General features: G+C 66.8%; 23 protein-coding genes. 16 read left to right on the top strand and 7 right to left on the bottom strand.

The annotated features are described in order from the left end of the window. Positions 1-52 precede the first annotated feature (52 nt). A complete protein-coding gene (thiC, locus tag ACFQQC_RS06005; RefSeq protein ID WP_376860630.1) occupies positions 53-1,966 on the top strand; it encodes a phosphomethylpyrimidine synthase ThiC in 1,914 nt (637 codons plus the stop codon). Here the strand turns inward: thiC and ACFQQC_RS06000 are convergent. Beyond that, on the bottom strand, positions 1,963-3,762 hold the full coding sequence (locus ACFQQC_RS06000; protein ID WP_376860628.1) for an ATP-dependent endonuclease: 1,800 nt from the start codon (positions 3,760-3,762) through the stop codon (positions 1,963-1,965). The two genes, thiC and ACFQQC_RS06000, sit on opposite strands and share 4 nt — an antisense overlap. A 70-nt stretch (positions 3,763-3,832) precedes the next feature. Between ACFQQC_RS06000 and ACFQQC_RS05995 the strand changes: the two genes are divergently transcribed. Then, entirely contained in the window at positions 3,833-3,973 is a 141-nt protein-coding gene (locus ACFQQC_RS05995; protein WP_376860626.1) for a hypothetical protein, read from the top strand. Between the two features lie 178 nt (positions 3,974-4,151). On the opposite strand, the gene ACFQQC_RS05990 is transcribed toward ACFQQC_RS05995, so the two are convergent. Continuing rightward, positions 4,152-4,493 carry an endonuclease domain-containing protein gene (locus tag ACFQQC_RS05990; protein WP_376860624.1) on the bottom strand — a complete coding sequence of 114 codons (342 nt, stop codon included), beginning with the start codon at positions 4,491-4,493 and terminating at the stop codon, positions 4,152-4,154. 50 nt (positions 4,494-4,543) lie between these two features. Here ACFQQC_RS05990 and ACFQQC_RS05985 point away from each other — a divergent pair, with 50 nt between their 5' ends. After that, complete coding sequence (locus ACFQQC_RS05985) at positions 4,544-4,795, top strand: hypothetical protein (RefSeq protein ID WP_376860623.1); 252 nt, start codon at positions 4,544-4,546, stop codon at positions 4,793-4,795. 146 nt (positions 4,796-4,941) lie between these two features. Further along, a complete protein-coding gene (locus ACFQQC_RS05980; RefSeq protein WP_376860621.1) occupies positions 4,942-5,463 on the top strand; it encodes a hypothetical protein in 522 nt (173 codons plus the stop codon). Between the two features lie 215 nt (positions 5,464-5,678). On the opposite strand, the gene ACFQQC_RS05975 is transcribed toward ACFQQC_RS05980, so the two are convergent. Next, complete coding sequence (locus ACFQQC_RS05975; RefSeq protein ID WP_376860619.1) at positions 5,679-6,350, bottom strand: DsbA family oxidoreductase; 672 nt, start codon at positions 6,348-6,350, stop codon at positions 5,679-5,681. Between the two features lie 80 nt (positions 6,351-6,430). Between ACFQQC_RS05975 and ACFQQC_RS05970 the strand changes: the two genes are divergently transcribed. Both ACFQQC_RS05970 and ACFQQC_RS05965 read left to right on the top strand, forming a co-directional pair. Beyond that, positions 6,431-7,219 carry a DUF2461 domain-containing protein gene (locus tag ACFQQC_RS05970; protein WP_376860617.1) on the top strand — a complete coding sequence of 263 codons (789 nt, stop codon included), beginning with the start codon at positions 6,431-6,433 and terminating at the stop codon, positions 7,217-7,219. 180 nt (positions 7,220-7,399) lie between these two features. After that, positions 7,400-7,585, top strand: coding sequence for a hypothetical protein (locus ACFQQC_RS05965; RefSeq protein WP_376860616.1), 186 nt, complete (start codon positions 7,400-7,402; stop codon positions 7,583-7,585). An 86-nt stretch (positions 7,586-7,671) separates the two neighbouring features. Here the strand turns inward: ACFQQC_RS05965 and ACFQQC_RS05960 are convergent, their stop codons facing one another. Beyond that, entirely contained in the window at positions 7,672-8,847 is a 1,176-nt protein-coding gene (locus ACFQQC_RS05960; RefSeq protein ID WP_376860614.1) for an acetyl-CoA C-acetyltransferase, read from the bottom strand. A 149-nt stretch (positions 8,848-8,996) separates the two neighbouring features. On the opposite strand from ACFQQC_RS05960, the gene ACFQQC_RS05955 reads away from it, so the two are divergent. From ACFQQC_RS05955 to ACFQQC_RS05945, 3 genes are read left to right on the top strand one after another with little or no spacing between them, the layout of a single operon-like run. Beyond that, entirely contained in the window at positions 8,997-9,716 is a 720-nt protein-coding gene (locus tag ACFQQC_RS05955; RefSeq protein ID WP_376860868.1) for a hemolysin III family protein, read from the top strand. 56 nt (positions 9,717-9,772) lie between these two features. After that, a complete protein-coding gene (gene phaR / locus ACFQQC_RS05950) occupies positions 9,773-10,369 on the top strand; it encodes a polyhydroxyalkanoate synthesis repressor PhaR (RefSeq protein ID WP_376860612.1) in 597 nt (198 codons plus the stop codon). Then, the gene (locus tag ACFQQC_RS05945; RefSeq protein WP_376860610.1) at positions 10,366-10,713 is read left to right on the top strand and encodes a hypothetical protein; all 348 of its coding nucleotides are present in this window, start codon (positions 10,366-10,368) and stop codon (positions 10,711-10,713) included. Before phaR ends, ACFQQC_RS05945 begins: the two co-directional genes overlap by 4 nt. 307 nt (positions 10,714-11,020) lie before the next feature. On the opposite strand, the gene ACFQQC_RS05940 is transcribed toward ACFQQC_RS05945, so the two are convergent. Next, positions 11,021-11,461, bottom strand: coding sequence for a hypothetical protein (locus ACFQQC_RS05940; RefSeq protein WP_376860608.1), 441 nt, complete (start codon positions 11,459-11,461; stop codon positions 11,021-11,023). A 104-nt stretch (positions 11,462-11,565) separates the two neighbouring features. Further along, the gene (locus ACFQQC_RS05935; protein WP_376860606.1) at positions 11,566-12,294 is read right to left on the bottom strand and encodes a glycosyltransferase family 2 protein; all 729 of its coding nucleotides are present in this window, start codon (positions 12,292-12,294) and stop codon (positions 11,566-11,568) included. Between the two features lie 89 nt (positions 12,295-12,383). On the opposite strand from ACFQQC_RS05935, the gene ACFQQC_RS05930 reads away from it, so the two are divergent. From ACFQQC_RS05930 to map, 7 genes are all read left to right on the top strand, one after another. Next, positions 12,384-14,084, top strand: coding sequence for an ArnT family glycosyltransferase (locus ACFQQC_RS05930; RefSeq protein ID WP_376860604.1), 1,701 nt, complete (start codon positions 12,384-12,386; stop codon positions 14,082-14,084). Then, a complete protein-coding gene (locus ACFQQC_RS05925) occupies positions 14,081-14,998 on the top strand; it encodes a hydroxymethylglutaryl-CoA lyase (protein WP_376860602.1) in 918 nt (305 codons plus the stop codon). The genes ACFQQC_RS05930 and ACFQQC_RS05925 overlap by 4 nt, the downstream gene beginning before the upstream one ends. A 67-nt stretch (positions 14,999-15,065) precedes the next feature. Beyond that, on the top strand, positions 15,066-15,302 hold the full coding sequence (locus ACFQQC_RS05920) for a hypothetical protein (RefSeq protein WP_376860600.1): 237 nt from the start codon (positions 15,066-15,068) through the stop codon (positions 15,300-15,302). A 110-nt stretch (positions 15,303-15,412) separates the two neighbouring features. After that, positions 15,413-15,994, top strand: coding sequence for a fatty acid desaturase CarF family protein (locus ACFQQC_RS05915; RefSeq protein ID WP_376860598.1), 582 nt, complete (start codon positions 15,413-15,415; stop codon positions 15,992-15,994). An 84-nt stretch (positions 15,995-16,078) separates the two neighbouring features. Then, on the top strand, positions 16,079-16,489 hold the full coding sequence (locus ACFQQC_RS05910; protein WP_376860596.1) for a hypothetical protein: 411 nt from the start codon (positions 16,079-16,081) through the stop codon (positions 16,487-16,489). A 69-nt stretch (positions 16,490-16,558) separates the two neighbouring features. Continuing rightward, the gene (locus ACFQQC_RS05905; RefSeq protein ID WP_376860594.1) at positions 16,559-16,771 is read left to right on the top strand and encodes a ParD-like family protein; all 213 of its coding nucleotides are present in this window, start codon (positions 16,559-16,561) and stop codon (positions 16,769-16,771) included. Further along, complete coding sequence (gene map / locus ACFQQC_RS05900; protein ID WP_376860592.1) at positions 16,768-17,535, top strand: type I methionyl aminopeptidase; 768 nt, start codon at positions 16,768-16,770, stop codon at positions 17,533-17,535. Before ACFQQC_RS05905 ends, map begins: the two co-directional genes overlap by 4 nt. Here map and putA read toward each other — a convergent pair. Beyond that, entirely contained in the window at positions 17,532-20,657 is a 3,126-nt protein-coding gene (gene putA, locus ACFQQC_RS05895; protein WP_376860590.1) for a bifunctional proline dehydrogenase/L-glutamate gamma-semialdehyde dehydrogenase PutA, read from the bottom strand. The genes map and putA overlap by 4 nt on opposite strands. Between the last annotated feature and the right edge of the window lie 2 nt (positions 20,658-20,659).

The following is a 20,659-nucleotide window of genomic DNA, read 5'->3' as shown; positions in this document are numbered from 1 at the left end:
ACAGAACCCGCACGCCCGACGTCGGCGGACCTCAAACGTTTTGAGGCCGCCAATGAACATCCAGGTTATCCCCCCCGCCCTGCCGGAAGAACCCAACGTCGAGCTGCCGCTGGCGGAAGCCCGCAAGGCCGTCGAGAAGGAAACCGGCCGCATCCCCACCGGCCCCCGCGCCGGCGGCGTGAAGGTCTATGTGGCCGGCGAGCTCTACCCGGAAATCCGCGTCCCCTTCCGCGAGGTCGCCGTCCACCCCTCGGCCAATGAGCCGCCGGTGACGATGTACGATTCCTCCGGCCCCTACACCGATCCGTCGGTGACCATCGACATCAAGCGCGGCCTGCCCAAGGTGAAGTCCAGCTGGCAGCTGGACCGCGGCGACATCGCCCGCGTCGAGCACCCCCGCGAGGTCAAGCCCGAGGACAACGGCCACGCCAGCGGCAAACACCTGGCCCCGCGCTTCGACGTCTCGAACCATCAGGTGTTCAAGGGCGTCGAGGGCCGTCCGGTCACCCAGTACGAATACGCGAAAGCGGGCATCATCACGCCCGAGATGGAATACGTCGCCATCCGCGAGAACCTGCGCCGTGAGCAGACCGCCCCCTGCATCCGCGACGGCGAGGACTTCGGCGCCGCCATCCCCGACTTCGTCACGCCCGAGTTCGTCCGTCAGGAGATCGCGCGGGGCCGCGCCATCATCCCGCACAACATCAACCACCCCGAGGTCGAGCCGATGATCATCGGCCGCAACTTCCTGGTGAAGATCAACGCCAACATCGGCAACTCGGCGGTGCTGTCCTCGGTGGACGACGAGGTGGACAAACTGGTCTGGGCCACCCGCTGGGGCGCCGACAATGTCATGGACCTGTCGACCGGCCGCAACATCCACAACATCCGCGACTGGATCATCCGCAACAGCTCGGTCCCCATCGGCACCGTGCCCATCTATCAGGCGCTGGAGAAGGTGAACGGCATCGCCGAGGACCTGACCTGGGAGGTGTTCCGCGACACCCTGATCGAACAGGCCGAACAGGGCGTCGACTATTTCACCATCCACGCGGGCGTCCGCCTGCCCTTCGTGCCCCTGACCGCCAAACGCGTCACCGGCATCGTCAGCCGCGGCGGCTCGATCATGGCCAAGTGGTGCCTGGCCCACCACAAGGAGTCCTTCCTCTACGAGCATTTCGAGGACATCTGCGACATCATGCGGGCCTACGACGTGTCGTTCAGCCTCGGCGACGGCCTGCGTCCCGGCTCCATCGCCGACGCCAATGACGAGGCCCAGTTCGCCGAACTCCGCACCCTGGGCGAACTGACCAAGATCGCCTGGGCCAAGGGCTGTCAGGTCATGATCGAAGGCCCCGGCCACGTGCCGATGCACAAGATCAAGGCCAATATGGATGAGCAGCTGAAGCACTGCCACGAGGCGCCCTTCTACACCCTCGGGCCGCTGACCACCGACATCGCCCCCGGCTACGACCACATCACCAGCGCCATCGGCGCGGCCATGATCGGCTGGTTCGGCACGGCCATGCTCTGCTACGTCACGCCCAAGGAGCACCTGGGCCTGCCCGACCGTCAGGACGTCAAGGACGGCGTCATCACCTACAAGATCGCCGCCCACGCCGCCGACCTGGCCAAGGGCCACCCGGCCGCCCGCCTCCACGACGACGCCCTCAGCCGCGCCCGTTTCGAGTTCCGCTGGGAGGACCAGTTCAACCTCGGCCTCGACCCCGAAACGGCCCGCAAATACCACGACGAGACCCTGCCCAAGGAGGCCCACAAGACCGCCCACTTCTGCTCCATGTGCGGCCCGAAATTCTGCTCGATGAAGATCAGCCAGGACATCCGGGACGCGGCGCGCGGGCAGAACGATGCGGGGGATTCGCTGGAGGCGGCCGAGGCCGGCATGGCGGAGATGAGTGATCGGTTTCGGAGCGGAAGCGGAAGCCTTTATGTCCCGACACCTTAGTGGTGTCGGGCTGCTTCGATCTCTGGCGGTTCATCGCTTGAAAGCGCCTTCAACATTGCCACCAAGGATTTCATCTCTTCAGGAACGTCATCAATCGCCATCGCGTCGATAATGGCGAGAGGAGTGATGCTGACGGCATAAGTCGCCTGTGCTTCTTGGTTCAAAGCAGCCAGCGCTTCTTTTCCTGGAATCACCCTGAGACGAGATTCTTCATCCTCCCACCGGGACTCGAAATCTTGGAGTGCGGCAGCATTTACCGACGCTTCTGACAGCTTGGGATTGTTGCCTTTCTCGAACTGCTTGCGTTCCGCTATCATTCGGGACTGAACTTCGATGCGGCAACTTTCAGCAAATCTGGCAAGACAGGCGGAGGCGAGCGGCTGGAAACTGACCGCCGAGCCCGTTCGTCGCTCTCGATCCTCTAATCGTCGTTGAAGTGCGCGATCGATAGCAGCGGGTACCAGTAGGAAATTTTCGATTTCGTTTCGCTGATGAATGACGGAGTACGCAGAGAAGGAGCTTCCAGCTGCCTGCAGCGATGCTCGCTCCTCCGCACACCTGAAATCGCCATCCAAAATGATGGCTGATCGGATCGGGAGCCCTAGCGTCGCTTCGATTCCAGAGATTAGATTCTTCACGCGCTCGGGGTTAAATCCTTCAGTTGGGATCACCGCAAAATCTCGCCTGTTACCTACACCAGGCTCAGAAAGACGGAGCGCAAATCTCCCAATAATCTGAAAATCCTTTCCTTCCACAAATACTGCTCGTCTGGTCTTAGCAAGTTGCGTCAGGACCGGATTAACGCTGGATCCCAACGCCTTTAGCACTCCAGCGATTTGCGTCGGATCTCGTAAACGCTTGGCCGACGAGTTGGCCTTAGAAACCAAAACAAGCTCGTTTGCCTCCGCTTCCGTGACGATCTCCGTTGAATGGGTAGCAACCAGAATATCAGGCCCCATAGATCGCAGAATGGTCAATAATTGCCGCTGCAACTCCGAGTGCAAGTATATGTCCGGCTCGTCTATCAAGAAGATAGAAGAATCCTTTCCTTGGATGATATGCGTGAGCATCTGACACCAAACTTGGAACCCGAATCCGGCCCAAAATATCTCGCGCGGAATTCGCTTTTCGGGGCAATACATGTGGAGCAAGGCACGTCTGTGAGACGTATCGATTTCGGGGAACTCAACATCCATTCCGGGCCAAGTCTGCCGCAGAAGATCCCGAAATTCTTGAAACTTTTCAGGATAGTGATACCAGATGTTTCTAAAATTTCGTGCAGCTCGATAGTTAAACAAAGCTAGACGGGCCGCTTCGCGCTCGAAAAGCGGCTCATGATGATCCACAGGACCGAGTATAGGCACAAACCCGATTGGACAGTCGAAATATTTCTTGAATGCCGAAGGATGCTCGATAACCCTCTCGGCTCCCTCGGGGATTAGATAGCAAACCTCCCTCTCAGGGAAATAAAGAGTCAGAGTACTTTTATTCGAAAGCGTGAACCTTACCCATGCCGATTCTTCGTCGTCATAGTTGAAGAACAGATTTTCTTCGGCAACGGATATTGAGGCGAGATCGACGTCGTAGCCCCTGACCGTGGCCCCTTTAAATCGTACAAACGACGGCTTTCTGCTATTTGCCTTGCGAAGTCCTGCAGCAAGGATTCTGAAAGCCGCCAAAATTGTTGATTTGCCTGCGTTGTTCGGGCCAACAACGATGTTGAATTGCTTGAGGCTCAGACTGAAACTGTCGAAAGCCTTGAATCGGTGGAATTCCACACGTGTGTAACGAAGCATCGATGAACCGTGGTCTGCTCGCGAATTGGCTCAGCTATAAGCGATTCTCCACGTTGGGTTGATTTCCGACATGCCCACCTTCGTCCTCCTCGCCGGGCCTAACGGTGCCGGGAAGACTACCTTCATCATCAACTTCCTGCGCGAACGCGCAGAGGCGTTCCAGTTCGTCAATCCGGACGCGGCCTCCCTCTCCCGGCGGGAGAGGGCTTGAGCGCCTGAGAGGCGCAGCCGATCAGGATTGCGCGAAAGGGTGAGGGGCTGGCGCATCATTCGGCGTGAGCCGTCGCACGGGAGCGGCTTGCGCCGACTTCAACAGATGCCCCTCACCCTTTCGGCTGGCGCATCGCTTCGCTCTGCGAGCCTCAAACCCTCTCCCGCCGGGAGAGGGATCACAACAGCCCCAGAACCTTCGCCTGATCGCGGATGGCGTCGTCGATGCGCCAGGGCTCGCCCAGGGCGATCTCATTGGTGAACCGGACCACGGTCCAGCCCAGCGCCTCGATATCGGTCTGGCGCAGATGGTCGCGCAGGACGACGTCGTCGCGTTCATGCACGCCGCCGTCGATCTCGATGACCAGCCGCAGCGGCACGCAGGCGAAGTCGACGGTCCAGCGGCCGATGTCATGCCGCCGGCGGACCTTGAAGCCCTCCACGCCGCCGCCGCGCAGGCGCGACCAGACCCGCTGCTCGGCGAGGCCGGCGGACTGACGCAGATCGCGGGCGCGGGACATGACCCCAGATTGCACTGTTCTCCCACCGCCGGAAAACCTAATCTGACCCCATGCCCCATCACCCCCTCCCCCTCCGCCCCGCCGTCGCCCGCAAGGCCAGCGCCACGGGCGCCTCCGCCGTCGGGGCCGCGACGGTCGGGGCGTTGGGGGCCGGGATGCTGGCGATCGGGGCCGTCGCCATCGGCGCCCTGGCCATCGGGGCGCTCAGGATCGGCAAGGCGCGCGTGCGCCGGCTGCACGTCGATGAGCTGAGCGTGGGGGTGTTGAGGATCGGGAAGATCGAGAGAGGTTCCAGGTTCTAGGTTCCAGGTTTCAGGGATGCAGCGTCTGCCCCCCGCCGGAGCCCTGCCCCCAGAACCTGAAACCTAACGCCTGAAACCTCCCTCCCCCCATACGTCCAAAAACGACGTACCGCCGTTCCATAATGCCTCCAGACCCGGAGGCTCCCATGAACGACGAACCCTTCCATCCCCGCTATCGACGCGCCCCGCCCCATGTCTGGGATCAGGTGCGCGAGGACTATCTGGCCGGATATTCCGCGTCGGAGTGCAGCCGGCGCCACGGCGTCGGGGTCAGCAACATCCGGCGGCGCGCGACCGAGCAGGGCTGGCGAAAGGCCGATCAGCCCTGGACCCCGCCCCCGGCGCTGGAGCCTGACGACGAGGGCGCGGCGCTGGCCGCCGAGGTCGACGGCGATCTGGACCAGATCGCGCTGACCGAACTGGCCTGGGTAGCGATCCGGCGGATGATGAGGGCGGTGCTGAAGGGCGACGCCGCCGAGGCCCTGCGCTGGCGGCGCGTCCGCATGGCGATGGAGGCTGAGGATGAGGAGCTGAACCGCGAGCTCTACCTCCTCCGCCGCGACGTCCCCGAGGCCTCCGCCGCCGCCCGCGAACTGGTCGATCTGGTCAATCTGGACGAATTGGACGGTGTTTTTCCGGCGCGGGAATCTGGGGCGAGGACGGCGTGAGCGCGCCGCCCGCCTCCACCTCAACTGCTGTCGTCATCCCGGACAAGCGTTCGCGAAGCGGGCGCGCGATCCGGGACCCAGCGGCGCCGCGACGGCGGCGAAACACCGGACAAGGACGCGGACACACCGGCGCTCCCGACAGCTTCGCGCTCCCGCGCGCCGCTGGGTCCCGGGGTTCGCTTCGCGCCCCCGGGATGACGATAGCGATGGAGGGGCTATGCCGAAGCCGCACCCTCTTCCTTCGCAATGTTCCGCAGGGCCTGTTCGAACACCTCCGGCGGCTGGCCGCCCGAGATCAGGTATTTGCCCTCGACCACCACGGCGGGGACCGAGCTGATGCCGCGCGACTGCCACAGGGCCTCTTCCGAGCGCACCGCCTGCACGTACCGGCCCGACGCAAGCACCTCGGCGGCCTCGGCGCGGTTCAGGCCCACGGCCTCGGCGGCCGCGGTCAGCTCGCCCGCGTCGGTCAGGTTGCGGCCCTCGGTGAAGTGGATGCGGAACAGGGCCTTCTTCAGCGCCCCCTGTTTGTCCGGCGCCGTCTCCCCGGCCCAGTGCAGCAGGCGGTGGGCGTCAAAGGTGTTCCAGATCCGGCTGTCCGCCGTCATCCGCATGTCAAAGCCCACCGAGTTGGCCCGCTCGGTGATCATCGCCCGATTCTGGGCCGACTGCTCCGGCGTCGATCCGTACTTCCGGCCGATATGCTCGACGATGTTCTCGCCCTCGGGTGCCATCTGCGGGTTCAGCTCGAACGGCCTGAAGGCGACTTCCGCCTCGATGCCCTCGCCCTTCAGCCTGTCCAGCGCGGTCTCCAGGCCGCCCAGGCCCACCACGCACCACGGACAGACGACGTCCGACACGAAATCGATCTTCAGGGGCTTGCTCATCTTCGCCATCCGCAACTGCTTCAGGCGCATATGGGAAGCGCCGCTTCACCCGCAACGCCGTCCCGGATATTGCTGACGCCATGACCTTTTCCGGCTTCGCCCCCGCCGACCTGGCCTTCCTCACCGGACTGGCTGCGAACAACGACCGCGACTGGTTCGCCGCCCATCGCGCCGCCTATGACGATGGGCTGAAGCCCGCCCTGGCCGCCCTGATCGCCGACACATCCACCGCCTGCGCCGCCCGCGACCTGCCCCTGTCGGGCGATCCGAAGCGCAGCGTCTTCCGCATCCACCGCGACCCCCGGTTCTCGAAGGACAAGCGGCCCTACAAGACCCACGTCTCCTGCACCCTGACCCGTGATGGCCAGAAGATGAGCCCGGGCATGATGTACATCCACATCGAGCCCGAGGGCGGCTCGCGGCCCGGCTTCGATCCCGACAGCATCGACCCCCTGGACCCGTCCACCCATCCGTCCGAGGCGGCGGCGAAGGCCGACGACGGCCCCTTCGGCCACGGTCCCTTCGTCGCCTGCGGCTTCTATCTGGACGAGCGGCCGCACATCGACGCCGTGCGCCGCCTGATCGTCGACCAGCCCGCCCGCTGGGCCGCCGTCGAGGCCGCCCTGTCGAAGGCCGGGCTGACGCTCGACCCCGGCGCCCCGGTCAAGCGCATGCCCAAGGGGTTCGAGGATCAGGCCGGGACCGATCTGGAGCCCGCGCTGAAACGCACCCGTTGGCTGGTCTCCCGGTCGCTGACCGGCGCCGAGGTCGCCTCCCCCGCCCTACCGGCTGCGCTCGCCGACTTCGCCTTATCCGTCAGACCCTTGCTGGATTTCGGCTGGTCAGCGCTGGATCGGATCGCCCCCTGACAGTCAGTCCGGTTGCGGACATATCAGAATTACCTCGCAATTTTCCGCGATCCGGACTATCTTAAGCGTACCGCGAGCCCGGCTTCACTTCGAGCGCGTCGCGGCTGAGAGATATTGGTCCGCCCCGCCTGAAAAATGGGGTCGTTCGAACACTCCCGCTCCAGACTTCGGGAGACAGCCATGTCCACCTATACTTTGCGCCTGCACCACAGCTCGGGCGTCGATCCCAAGGTCGAGCCCCTGGACGCCATGGACGAGGCCGAGGCCCGCGAACTGGCCCGCGTCCGCCTTCTGCTGACCCGCGACTACAGCCAGGTCGAGCTGCACCGCGGCGGCGAGGCCCTGCACGTCTTCTCGCGGGACTGAGCCCGGCCCCGCACGACCGTTTTTGACGCACGGGCGTGCTCTAATGACCGGGCCCCTTTCGGGACCCGGTCTTTGACACTCCAGCCTCAGTCGCGCTCGACGCACATGGCCACGCCCATGCCGCCGCCGATGCACAGGGTCGCCAGACCCTTCTTGGCGTCGCGACGCTGCATCTCGAACAGCAGGGTGGTCAGGATGCGCGCGCCGGATGCGCCGATCGGGTGACCGATGGCGATGGCGCCGCCGTTGACGTTCACCTTCTCCGGGTCGAGGCCCAGTTCCTTCACCACGCACAGGCTCTGGGCGGCGAAGGCTTCGTTGGATTCGATCAGGTCCAGGTCGGCGACGGTCCAGCCGGCCTTCTCCAGCGCCTTTTTCGACGCCGGGATCGGGCCGGTGCCCATCACCGCCGGATCGACGCCCGCCGTGGCCGACGACTTGATGCGCGCCAGCGGGATCAGCCCGCGCGCCTTCGCCTCGTCCGCGCTCATCAGCACCAGCGCCGCCGCGCCGTCGTTCAGGCCCGAGGCGTTGGCCGCGGTCACGCTGCCGTCCTTGGTGAAGGCCGGACGCAGCTTCTCCATCGCCTCGATGGTCGCGCCGTGGCGGATGTATTCGTCCTTGTCGACGACGGTCTCGCCCTTCTTCGAGGCGATCACCACCGGCGTGATCTCGTCATCGAACCGGCCCGCCGCCTGCGCCGCTTCCGCCTTGTGCTGGCTCGCCAGCGCAAACTGGTCCTGCGCCTCGCGGGCGATGTCGAACTTCGTGGCGATGTTCTCGGCGGTCTGGCCCATGTGATAGCCGTTGAAGGCGTCCCACAGGCCATCCTTGATCATGGTGTCGACCAGGGTCACGTCGCCCATCTTCTGGCCGCCACGAAGCTGCTGGGCGTGCACCGCCTGGCTCATGCTCTCCTGACCGCCGGCGACCACGATCTTCGCATCGCCCGTGGCGATCTGCTGGGCGCCCACGGCCACCGCGCGCAGGCCCGAGCCGCAGATCTGGTTCAGGGTCCAGGCCGGGGTCTCCTTGGGCAGGCCCGCGCCCATCGAGGCCTGACGGCCCGGGCCCTGCCCGTTCGCCGCCTGCAGGACGTGGCCCAGCACCACCTCGTCCACGTCGGTGGGGGCGATGCCGGCGCGCTCCAGCGCGGCCTTGATGGCGACCGAGCCCAGCTGGGCCGCCGACAGGCTGGACAGGGCGCCCAGGAAGCTGCCGACGGGCGTGCGGGCGGCCGAAACGATGACAACCTCAGTCATGTAATTCACTCCACGGGGAATAACTTTGTGGCGCTTGTGCCGCATTGCAGCACGTTCGTCAGCCCCGAACGCGCCGTTCACCGGATCGTCACCCTGCTGCGGCCATATTCCACGGGAACGAAGTCATGCGTCCGTTCCTTCAAGGAGCCATGCTGATGAGCCTGAAACGCCTCCTCCGCCACGTCTGCACCCCGGACGAGCTCGACATGATCGAGCACTATCTGTCGCCCGCCGAAAAGACCGCCGATCTGGTTGTCCACGTCGTCGGCCTGACCCTCGCCGTCGTCGGCGGCGGCCTGCTGGCCGTTCTGGCGGCCATCTACGTGGGCGTCGGCGCCGCGGTCGCCATCGCGATCTATGCCCTCTGCCTCGTCGCCATGCTGACCGCCTCGACCATCTACAACCAGATCCGCCCCTGCGCCGCCCGGCCGGTGCTGCGTCGGCTGGATGAGGCCGCCATCTTCCTGATGATCGCGGGCAGCTACACCCCCTTCACCACCCAGCGGTTCGAGGGGGCCTGGGCCATCGGCTTCACCCTTCTGGTCTGGGCGGTCGGCCTGTCCGGCGCCTTCGCCAAGGTGCTGTTGCCGCGCCTGTCCGATGTCTTCTGGAGCTGCGTCTACGTCGCCTTCGGCTGGCTGGCGGTCATCGCCCTGAAGCCCATGGTCGAGACGGTCCACCCGGCGGCCCTGACCCTGCTGGTCATCGGCGGCCTGATCTATACCGCCGGCGTCTTCGTCTTCATCAGCCCGAAGGTGAAGTTCCGCCGGGCCATCTGGCACGGCTTCGTGGTCACCGGCGCCACCGTCCACTGGGCCGCCGTGCTGGTCGGCGTCGTCCTCGCACCCGCAACCGTCGGGGCTGGCTAGACTTTCGCACGCGCAACGCGGACACTGTGGCGTTGCAACAGGAACGGGGACAGCGCGTGGCTGACAAGAAGTCCGGTGCGGGAGAAAACGTCGTCATCAAGAAGTACGCCAACCGGCGGCTCTACAACACGGCGACTTCGGCCTACGTCACACTGGAAGACCTGGCGCGGATGGTCCGCGAGGGGACCGAATTCGTCGTCTATGACGCCAAGACCAATGAGGATCTGACCCGTCAGATCCTGACCCAGATCATCTTCGAGGAAGAGAGTCGCGGCGAGGCCCTGCTGCCCGTCCAGTTCCTGCGTCAGCTGATCGGCTACTACGGCGGCCAGATGCAGGGCGTCCTGCCCTCCTATCTGGAGATGTCGCTGGACAACTTCACCCGCCAGCAGGAGCAGATCCGCGGCCAGTTCTCCAAGGCCTTCGGCGGCGCGCCCGGCGCCGGCCTGATGGACGAGGCGGTGAAGCGGAACATGGCCATGTTCGCCGAGGCGATGAAGATGTGGCCCGGCTTCGGCGCCGGCGTCACCCGCCAGGCCGCCCCCGCCCCGACCGAGGCGCCGCCCGCCGACGCGGGCCCCGACCCTCTGGACGAGATGCGTCGCCAGATGGACGAGATGCGCGCCCAGCTGGACAAGCTGTCCAAGGGATGACCGACGAGGTCCGCGGCATAGGCCCCGTCGAGGGGCGGGATCGCCGGGCCGCGGATCGCCGCATGGCCGAGCGCCGGGCGGCCTCCGCCTCGCGCGCCCTTGTCCCGCTCGAGCTTCCGGCAGAAGACGCCGAGCCCCCGGCAAGACCTGCCCCGACCCCGCCCTCGGACGGATCGGCGGCCATCTTCGCCGCCCAGATGATGGGCCAGACCGGCCAGCGGCGCGGCCTCAAGGGCGGCCAGCCGGTCCTCGACGCGGCCCGCAGCGCCTACCTCGGCACGGAGTATTCCGGCACGGTTGACCGCCGCCCCAAGCCCGGTCGCACGGAAGACACCGACATCTAGGGCTCCGGCACGGTCCTTGCTGAACACGGGTCAGATCGCCCCGTTTCGGACCCTGCCATGCTCAACATCCTGACCCGCACCTTCGACGTTACCGTCGTCGCCCTGATCTTCGTGGTGTTCTCTTAAGGGGCCTAACGCCCGGCTCGCGGAGCCGGGCTGCTTGAGGCCGGGCACGCCATTCCTCCCCCAGGGTGGAGGGGGACCGCGCGTAGCGTGGTGGAGGGGCGCCCGCCGAGCGCTCCGTCACGATCCGCGCTCAAGCAGCGAGCGACCGCGTCGCGAGCGTTAGCGCCACAAAGGAAAGCCGTCAGGCCCCGCCGCCGAAGTCGAGATCCTTCCGGGCCGAGATGATGGTCACGATGAAGCCGGCCAGCACGTCGAGCATGACCATGGTCACGATCAGGAAGAAGGTCGAGGTCGCGAAGCCCTTGATCAGCAGGAACTCGACCAGCACCACGACGAACAGGATCATCGACAGGGCGTGATTGACGATGGCGACCTTCTGGCTGGAGGTCGACTTCAGCAGCTCGAAGAACAGCAGGATCAGCGACAGCAGCAGGATCAGGTCGCCCACGCCCACGTTCCAGCTGGTGCCCGAGGCCATCGGGATCGAGAAGATCGGGTCGCGCAGGATGGCGTCGGCGCCGCCGGCAGCCAGATTCACGTCCCCGCCCGAGACGACGTTGGACAACACCACGATGTTGTACAGGACCACCGGGATCAGCAGCAGCGGCAGGGCGACCAGCATGGGCGAGGCTCCATCCACGACCGCTCACGGCCGCGCTTGTTAACGATAGATACCCCGGATCGCTCCATACGGCTACGCCCGCTCCCCCGGCAGGCGAACCGGCCTCAGAACTCGCTGATCGCGCCCGGTTTGCGCGAGCGCGACTTCAGCCACATCACGCCCAGCAGGTCCGAGAACGAGGCCATCAGCCGGCCCCAGTTCGTGTATTTCGACTGACCGGTCTCGCGGTGGCGGTGATCCACGTCCAGATAGCGGTTCTCATACCCCTCGCGGATCATCAGGGCCGGCAGATAGCGGTGGATGTGGTCGAAGTACGGGAGGCGCAGGAAGACGTCCCGACGGAAGGCCTTCAGCCCGCAGCCGGTATCGTCCGCATCATCCGACAGCAGCGTCTTGCGGATGCGGTTGGCCCAGCGCGAGGCCCAGCGCTTGGCTTCCGAGTCCTGCCGCTTGGCCCGCACGCCCCCGACCAGCGCCACGTTCGGCGGCGAGGACGCCAGCAGATCGGCCAGCTTGGGAGCATCGGCAGGCGGGTTCTGGCCGTCGCCGTCCAGGGTCACCACGATCGGCGCCCGGGCCGCCAGCACCCCGGTCCGCACCGCGCGGCTCTGGCCGGCGTTCGAGCCATGGCTCAGCACCCGCAGCATGGGCAGTTCGGCCTGCAGGGCCCGCAGCTCGTCCAGCGTCCGGTCCTTCGAGGCGTCGTTGACGAACACCATCTCGAACGCGCGCCCGGCAAAGGCGGCGGCGATCTCGCGGGCCAGAGGGGCGGCGGCGCCCTCCTCGTTATGGACGGGAACGACGACGGAGATGTCGGGAACGGCTTCGGTCATGACCGCTCTCTAGCCGGTTTTGCCGCCGCGCGGGAGACATGCTCCGCACACGCATGACGGCGGCGGAACCGGCGTGATAAGACGCTCGCATGACGCTTCCGATCACGCGCCCCGATCTCGACAAATACATCCTCGGCTGGCGAGGTCCGCTGCTGGCGGCGCTGATCGCCCTGTTCGCGGGCCTGCCCACGCTGGCCCTGCTGCCGCCGCTGGACCGCGACGAGAGCCGCTACGCCCAGGCGACGTCGCAGATGCTGGAGACGGGCGACTATGTCGACATCCGCTTCCAGGACGATCCGCGCTGGAAGAAGCCGGTCGGCATCTACTGGATGCAGGCGGCCGCGGTAGCCGCGACCTCCGAGGTCGAGAACCGGGACATCCAGCCCTACCGCATCCCCTCCATCCTCGGCGCCATGATGGCCGCCGCCGCTGTCGCCTGGGTCGGACAGGCCATGTTCGGCGCGCGGGCGGGCTTCCTGGCCGGTGCCATCATGGGCGCGTCCTTCCTGCTGTCCACCGAAGCCGGGATCGCCAAGACCGACGCCATGCTGTGTGGCGCCGTCACCCTGGCCATGGCCGGGCTGGCCCGCATTTATCTGGCGTCCAAGGCCGGAGAGACGCCACAGAGGCCGCACAAGCTGATGTTCTGGTTCGGGCTGGGCCTGTCCATCCTGATCAAGGGGCCGATCGGCCTGATCGTCATCGCCCCGGCCATGCTGTTGGTCTCCCTGTGGGACCGCGACTTCCGCTGGCTGAAGCGTCTCGGCTGGGGCTGGGGCCTGCCGCTGGTGGCCCTGCTGGTCGGGCCCTGGGCCATCGCCATCACCATCGCCACCGACGGCGGCTTCTGGCGCGAGGCCATCGCGGGCGACCTGGCGCCCAAGATCGCGGGCGGCCATGAAAGTCATGGCGCCCCTCCCGGCTACTATCTGATCGCCGCCCTGATCACCTTCTTCCCGGCCACCCTGATGCTGCCGGCCGCCGTCTCGACCGGCTGGAGCCGTCGGGCCGAGCCGGCGATCCGCTTCCTCGTCTGCTGGCTGGTCCCGGCCTGGCTGATCTTCGAACTGACCCCGACCAAGCTGATCCACTACAACCTGCCGGTCTTCGGCGCCCTGTCCCTGCTGGCGGCGGCGGCCCTGACCCGGCCCATCGGCAAGATCTCGCGCTGGGCCGGCGCCGGTCTGGCGGTCTTCGTCGGCGTACTGCTGGCGGCGCTGGTCGTCTACGGCCTGACCGAGTTCGGCCGGTCGACCGCCCAGACCTGGGCCACGATCACCATCGTCTTCGCCGTTCTGGCCGGCCTGATCGGGGCCTTCCTGCTGATGCACCGGGCGGCGGTCACCGCGGTTCTGGTCAGCCTGTGCCTGGGCGTCGTCGCCCACGGCGCCCTGGCCGGCACCCTGCGCCAACTGCGCCCGCTGTCGGTCTCGCCGCAGCTGGACCGGGCGCTGGTCGCCAATGACCTGCATCCGCGTCAGGGCCGCCCCGGACCGGTCGCCATCGCCGGCTATCATGAGCCCAGCTTCGTCTTCCTGACGGGGCGCGACACCGAGCTGACCGACGCCGACGGCGCCGCCCGCGCCTTAGCCGAGGGCCGTCCTGCCATCGTCGAAGAGCGTGAGGCCGAGGCCTTCCACGCCGCCGTCGCCCGCCTCGGCGTGACCGGTCGGACGGTCGCCGAGGTGCGTGGCCACAACTACTCCCAGGGCGATGATGTGGACCTGTTCATCTACGCCCCGCGCGACGACGAGGCCGCGCCGGCCGCGCCCCGGAGCGCCGCCCGATGAGCCGCCGGATCACCATCGTCGAGGTCGGTCCCCGCGACGGCCTGCAGAACGAGGCGGCGGTGCTGGAGCCCACCGTCCGCGCCGACTTCGTGCGACGCCTGGAAGCCGCCGGGGCGCGCCGGATCGAGGCGGTCAGCTTCGTCCATCCCAAATACGTGCCCCAGATGGCCGGGGCCGAAGAGGTCATGGCCGCCCTGCCTCATGCAGAAGGCCGCAGCCGCATCGGGCTGGTCCTGAACGGCAAGGGCTATGACCGGGCGCTGGGCACGGCGGTGGACGAGGTGAATGTCGCCATGTCCGCCACCGACGGCTTCGGCCTGAAGAACCAGGGGCTGACCGTGGACCAGCAGGTCGAGATGCTGGCCGGGATCATCGCCGGGCGCGCCAACTCGGGTGCGGCCTCCGGCGCCGCGCCGTCCCTGTCAGCCACCCTGTCCTGCGTCTGGGGCTGTCCCTTCGACGGCGAGGTCGGGGTCGATCAGGTCGCCGATCTGGTGGGCCGCATCGCCGCGCTGGGCGTTCAGGAGATCGCCCTGGCCGACACCATCGGCGTCGGCGATCCATGGGCCGTGACGCGCAAGGTCGAGGCCGCCCGAAAGGCCGCGCCTGACGCCGCCCTGCGCCTGCATTTCCACGACACCCGCAACACCGGTCTGGCCAACGCCTATGCGGGCGTCGAGGCGGGCGTCGACATCCTCGACGCCTCCGTCGGCGGCATCGGCGGCTGCCCCTTCGCGCCGGGCGCCACCGGAAACATCGCCACCGAGGATCTGGTCTACATGCTGGAGCGAGCCGGGTTCGAAACCGGCTATGACCTCGACCGGCTGATCGAAAGCGCCCGCTGGATCGGCGAGAAGATCGGCCGCCCCGCCCCCAGCGCCCTCAGCCGCGCGGGTGGCTGGCCCCGGACCTGATCCGGAGGGTTAATCACCTTGGCCATTTGAAACCGGATGGGGGTTCCCGCTTTCCGGTTTGATGACCATGGACATCGACACCCTCCTCGAAGGCGGTCCATCGTATGGCGTGATCGACGCCAAGGACGGCTTCCTGCTGTACGGCCGCGAAGGCCATGAGGCGGCGTTTCGCGCCCTCGCCGAAGAGGTCGAGGCGTCGGCCGCAGGCTATGAGGTTATTCCGCTGACGGACGAGGATGACCGCTGCGACCGGTTGTTCATCGCCCCGCTGGCGGAAGAGAAGAGCTTCGCGCCTCGCAGCTAGGCTGTTTCGCAAGCGCTCCACCGAACAGCGTGCGACATACGGTAGCGACGCGTGATGTCGCATTGCCGACGCGTCGGGAGAAGGCGCAGCGTGGCTCAACCGGAGGCCACATGTCCGATACTCTTCAGACCGCAGCTTCGATCCTCGCGGGCGTCCTGCTCGCCGACTTCGCCTCAGGCCTGATCCATTGGGTGATCGACCGTTACATACCCGGCGACGCACCGCTGATCGGACGTCATTTCGTGGGTCTCATCCATCAGCACCACGAACAGCCGCATGCGATGTTCCAGCTATCGCCTGTCCGAAACAACGCAGGCTTCGTCATCCTCGTCGGTAGCCTTTTCCTGGCTTTCGCTGTCCTCGGTTGGCTGAACACACTCACCGTCACGGCCTTCATCTTCGGCGCGGGGGCAAACCAGATCCATGCATGGTCGCATCGACGACCGAAACGGTTCGCGGCTCTCATCCGCTTTCTCCAGAGGATTGGCTTGTTTCAGTCCCCACGGCACCACGGTCGCCACCACGGTCCTTCGCCGACTGCCTGCTATTGCCTGATCACCAATTGGGTGAACCCTGTGGTTGATCGGATGGAGCTATGGCGACGAGGCGAAACATTCCTTTCGTGGTTCGGGCTCAGGCCCCAATCCTATGTGCGCCCGAACCCCACCTACATCACGCCGACACCGTCCTGAGCCCTGCCCGCCACCTGTCCGCGAGTTAACTGGCCACAACCCGACCGCGCGCCCTAGCTTCAACCGAAGGCGGCAGGAGCGGGCATGACGGGATATCGGATCATCGGTCTGGCGGCGGCGCTCGCGGCGTCTTTGGCGGCGAGCGCCGCATCGGCGCAGGCGCTGCAGCGGCAGGAGGTGCTGGGAAACTGGACATTGCGCATGACCCCGTCGGAAGGCGTCACCGTCAAGATGGACGGCGGGCGGATGGAGATGCCCGTGGTCGTCTCGGCGCGCGGTGGGTCAGCTATCGCCTGCGTGGTCGATGGCGAGGCGGCGGACTGTCGGCTGAACCGGGGCCGGCTGGTCATTACCGTGCGGATCGATGACGCACGCATGGTCCATACGCTGAACAGGCGGGGAAGTGGGGGCTTCACCGGCGAGACGAGAATGAACCTTCCCGGCCTGCCCTTCGGCAGCATGCGGATCGGCGACGCCAGCCTGATCCGGCGCTGACGGCGCCTTGAACCGGTCCGAGCGACCCTATATGGCGCATATACGAAACGTATATGCGGAGTTCGCCCCATGGGCATCGTCAACATCGAGGACGAGCTGCACGAGCAGCTGCGTCGGGCCAGCAAGGCCTCGCGCCGGTCGATCAACGGCCAGGCCGCCTTCTGGATGCGGATCGGCATGCTGGGCGAGCTGAACCCCGGCCTGACCTTTCAGGAGCTGGCCGCGCGCGAGCTGAAGGCGGCAGGCGTGGACGCCGCGCCGACGGCAGGAGTCGCGGCATGACCAAGACGCCGCAGGAGATCGAGCTGATGGCCGAGTCCGGGCGTCTGCTGGCCTCGGTCTTCGCCTACATCGACACCCTGTCGCTGGCGGGGATGAGCACCATGGAGGTCAACGACAAGGTCGAGGCTTTCATCGTCAACGACCTGAAGTCGCGACCGGCGTCCAAGGGCCAGTACGGCTACGGCTTTGTGCTGAATTGCTCGATCAACGCCGTGGTCTGCCACGGGGTGCCGTCAACGGAGGAGATCCTGAAGGACGGCGACATCGTCAATCTGGACATCACCCTGGAGAAGAACGGCTTCATCGCCGACTCGTCCAAGACCTATATGATCGGCGAGGTGCCGGCGGCGGCGCGGCGGCTGGTGCGGACCACCTATGAGGCGATGTGGAAGGGCATCCGGGCGGTGAAGCCGGGCGCGACCCTGGGCGACATCGGCCACGCCATCGAGACCCACGCGAAGAAGGCCGGATACTCGGTCGTGCGCGACTACTGCGGCCACGGCATCGGGCGCGAGATGCACGAGGACCCGCAGGTCCTGCATTTCGGCAAGCCGGGCAAGGGCCTGACCCTGCGCGAAGGCATGACCTTCACCATCGAGCCGATGATCAATCAGGGCCGCGCGGGCGTCGAGACCGGCGACGACGGCTGGACGGTGACCACCATCGACGGAAAACTGTCGGCCCAGTTCGAGCACACGGTCGCGGTCACGAAGGACGGCGTGCGCGTGCTGACGCTCCGGGCCGACGAAAAGGCGGCGGCCTAGAGGTTCAGCAGCGCCGGGTCGCCGCCCTGGGCGGAGATGTTGTTGCTGATGGCCTTTTCCGAGGCGTAGCGGATCAGGCTGTAGGGGCCGCCGGCCTTGGGGCCGGTGCCCGACAGGCCCTCGCCGCCGAACGGCTGCACGCCGACCACCGCGCCGATGATCGAGCGGTTGATGTAGACATTGCCGGCCGGGACCAGACGCGTGACCTCCTCGGCGAAGGCCTCGATGCGGCTGTGCACGCCCAGCGTCAGGCCGTAGCCGCGCTGCGCCAGCTTCGCCGCCGTCTCCTTCAGCTTCGACGGTTCATAGCGGCAGATGTGCAGGATCGGGCCGAAGACCTCGCGCTCCAGATAGTCGGCGGTCGGGATCTCGGCGATGGTCGGGGCGAACAGGTGGCCCTTCTCGGCGCCCGCCGGCAGTTCGGCCCGGGCGATGATCTTCGCATCACCGCCGAGGCGGGTCAGGTGGGCCTCCAGCATGGCCTTGGCGTCGGCGTCGATGACCGGGCCGATATCGGTGGACGGGTCGGTCGGGTCACCCACGACCTGGGCCGCCAACGCGCCCTTCAGGCCTTCGATCAGGGCGTCCGCCGCCTCGTTCGGGACGTAGAGCAGGCGCAGGGCCGAGCAGCGCTGACCCGACGAGCCGAAGGCCGACAGGATGACGTCGTCGATGACCTGTTCCTTCAGCGCCGTGGTGTCCACGAACATGCCGTTCAGGCCGCCGGTCTCGGCGATGAAGGGGATGATGGCGCCCGGACGCGCCGCCAGCGCCTTGTTGATCGCGGTCGCCGTGTCCGTGCCGCCGGTGAAGGCGACGCCGTCGATGCCCGGGTGCGAGACCAGAGCCGAGCCGACGGTCTCGCCGCGACCGGGGACCAGCGCCAGCAGGTTCGCGTCCAGACCGGCCTTGTAATACAGGCGCACGGCCTCGGCGGCGATCAGCGGGGTCTGTTCGGCGGGCTTGGCCAGCACGGCGTTGCCGGCGGCCAGGGCGGCGGCGATCTGGCCGGTGAAGATGGCCAGCGGGAAGTTCCACGGGCTGATGCAGGCGAAGATGCCCCGGCCATGCAGGACCAGCGAGTTGATCTCGCCCACCGGGCCCTTCAGCTCCTGCGCCCCGCCGAAGTCACGCTCGGCCAGCATGGCGTAGTAGCGGCAGAAGTCGGCGGCTTCGCGCACCTCGGCGACGCCGTCGTTCAGGGTCTTGCCGGCTTCCCGCGACAGCAGGGCGACCAGACGGTCCATGTCGGCTTCCAGCGCGTCGGCCATGGCGCGCAGCACCGGGGCGCGGCCCGCGCCGCCCTTGCGGTCCCAGACGATCTGGGCGCGGGCGGCGGCGTCGACGGCGGCGTCGATGTCTTCCGCCGTCGCTTCCGAGACGTGGCCCAGCACCTGCGTCGTGTCGAAGGGATTGGTGACGTCCTGCGCGTTCGTCCCGGCCTTCAGCTTGCCGCCGATGATCGGGCCGGAGGTCAGCTTCTCGCTGTCCACCTTTTCAAGGGCCAGGGCGTGCCGCTCGCGGTCGGCGAGCTGGGAGTAGTCGCGGCCGAGCGAGTTCTGGCGGTCCATGTACATATCCTTCGGAACGGGGATCTTGGCGTGACGGTCGGGGTGGGCTTCGACGGTCGAGATGGGGTCGGCGGCGACGGCCGCGGCGGGGACGCGCTCGTCCAGCAGAGCGTGGACGAAGCTTGAGTTGGCGCCGTTCTCCAGCAGGCGGCGCACCAGATAGGGCAGCAGGTCCTCATGCCCGCCGACCGGGGCGTAGGCGCGCACGGTGACGGGGCCGAAGGCGTCGCGGGCGGCGTCGTACAGGGCCTCGCCCATGCCGTGCAGGCGCTGGAACTCGATCTTCACCCCGCGCTCCGACGCCATCTTGTAGACGGCGGCCAGCGAGTGGGCGTTGTGGGTCGCGAACTGGCTGTAGATGTGCGGCGCGGCCTCGATCATCAGGCGGGCGCAGACCAGATAGTTCAGATCGGTCGCGGCCTTGGTGGTGAAGACCGGATAGTCGGTGCGGCCGAACTGCTGGGCGCGCTTGATCTCGGTGTCCCAGTAGGCGCCCTTGACCAGACGGACCATCAGGCGACGGCCCGAGGTCTTCGCCAGCTCGGCCACGCGGCGGATCACCTCCGGGCAGCGCTTCTGATAGGCCTGAACAGCCAGGCCGAGGCCCTTCCACTCGCCCAAGTCGGCTTCGTTGGCGAGGCGGTCCAGCAGCTTCAGCGACAGGGCGAGGCGGTCGGCCTCCTCCGCGTCCATGGTGAAGTTGATGTCGTACTTGGCCGCGATCAGGGCCAGGCGCTTCACGCGCGGATACAGCTCCGACCAGACGCGGTCCTCATGCACCGCCTCATAGCGGGGCGACAGGGCGGAGAGCTTGACCGAGACGCCGTGGCCGACTTCCGGCCCCTGCCCTTTCGCGGTCTTGCCCACGGCCTCGATGGCGTCGGCGTAGATCTTCTCATAGCGCTCGGCGTCGTGGGCGGTGCGGGCGCCCTCGCCCAGCATGTCGAACGAGCAGAGCCAGCCTTCCTTGTTCGAGCGCTTCAGCGCCGCCTCGATGGTGCGGCCAACCACGAACTGTTCGCCCATGATGCGGACGGCGGCGGCCACGGCCTCGCGGATCACCGGCTCGCCCAGACGGCCGACGATGCGCTTCAGGAAGCCCGGCAGGTCGGTCTTGGCCTCCTCATCGACATCGACCAGCTTGCCGGTCAGCATCAGGCCCCAGGTCGAGGCGTTGACGAACAGGCTGTCGGATTGGCCGAGGTGGCTGGCCCAGTCGGCCGAGCCGATCTTCTCGGCGATCAGGCGGTCGCGGGTTTCCTCGTCCGGCGTGCGCAGCAGGGCTTCGGCCAGGCACATCAGGGCCAGACCCTCGCGGGTGCCGAGACTGAACTCCTGCAGGAAGCTTTCGACCACGCCCTGCTTCTTCACGCTGCGGCGGGCGCGCTCGACCAGGTCGGTGGCCGAGGCCAGGACGGCGGCGCGCTCGGCGGCGTCCAGCGGGGTGCGGTCCAGCAGGCCGCGGACGGTTGCGGTCTCATCGGCGAATTTGCCGTGATCCAGCGTATCCCAGCCGGCGACGCTCGAAGGGGTGAAGACGGCGGTGCTCATGG

Source organism: Brevundimonas sp. GCM10030266 (assembly GCF_042666595.1).
In the GTDB taxonomy this organism is placed as follows: Bacteria; Pseudomonadota; Alphaproteobacteria; order Caulobacterales; family Caulobacteraceae; genus Brevundimonas.
Note: the sequence above shows the minus strand (reverse complement) of the source record. Positions and strands in the feature narration are given on the sequence as shown.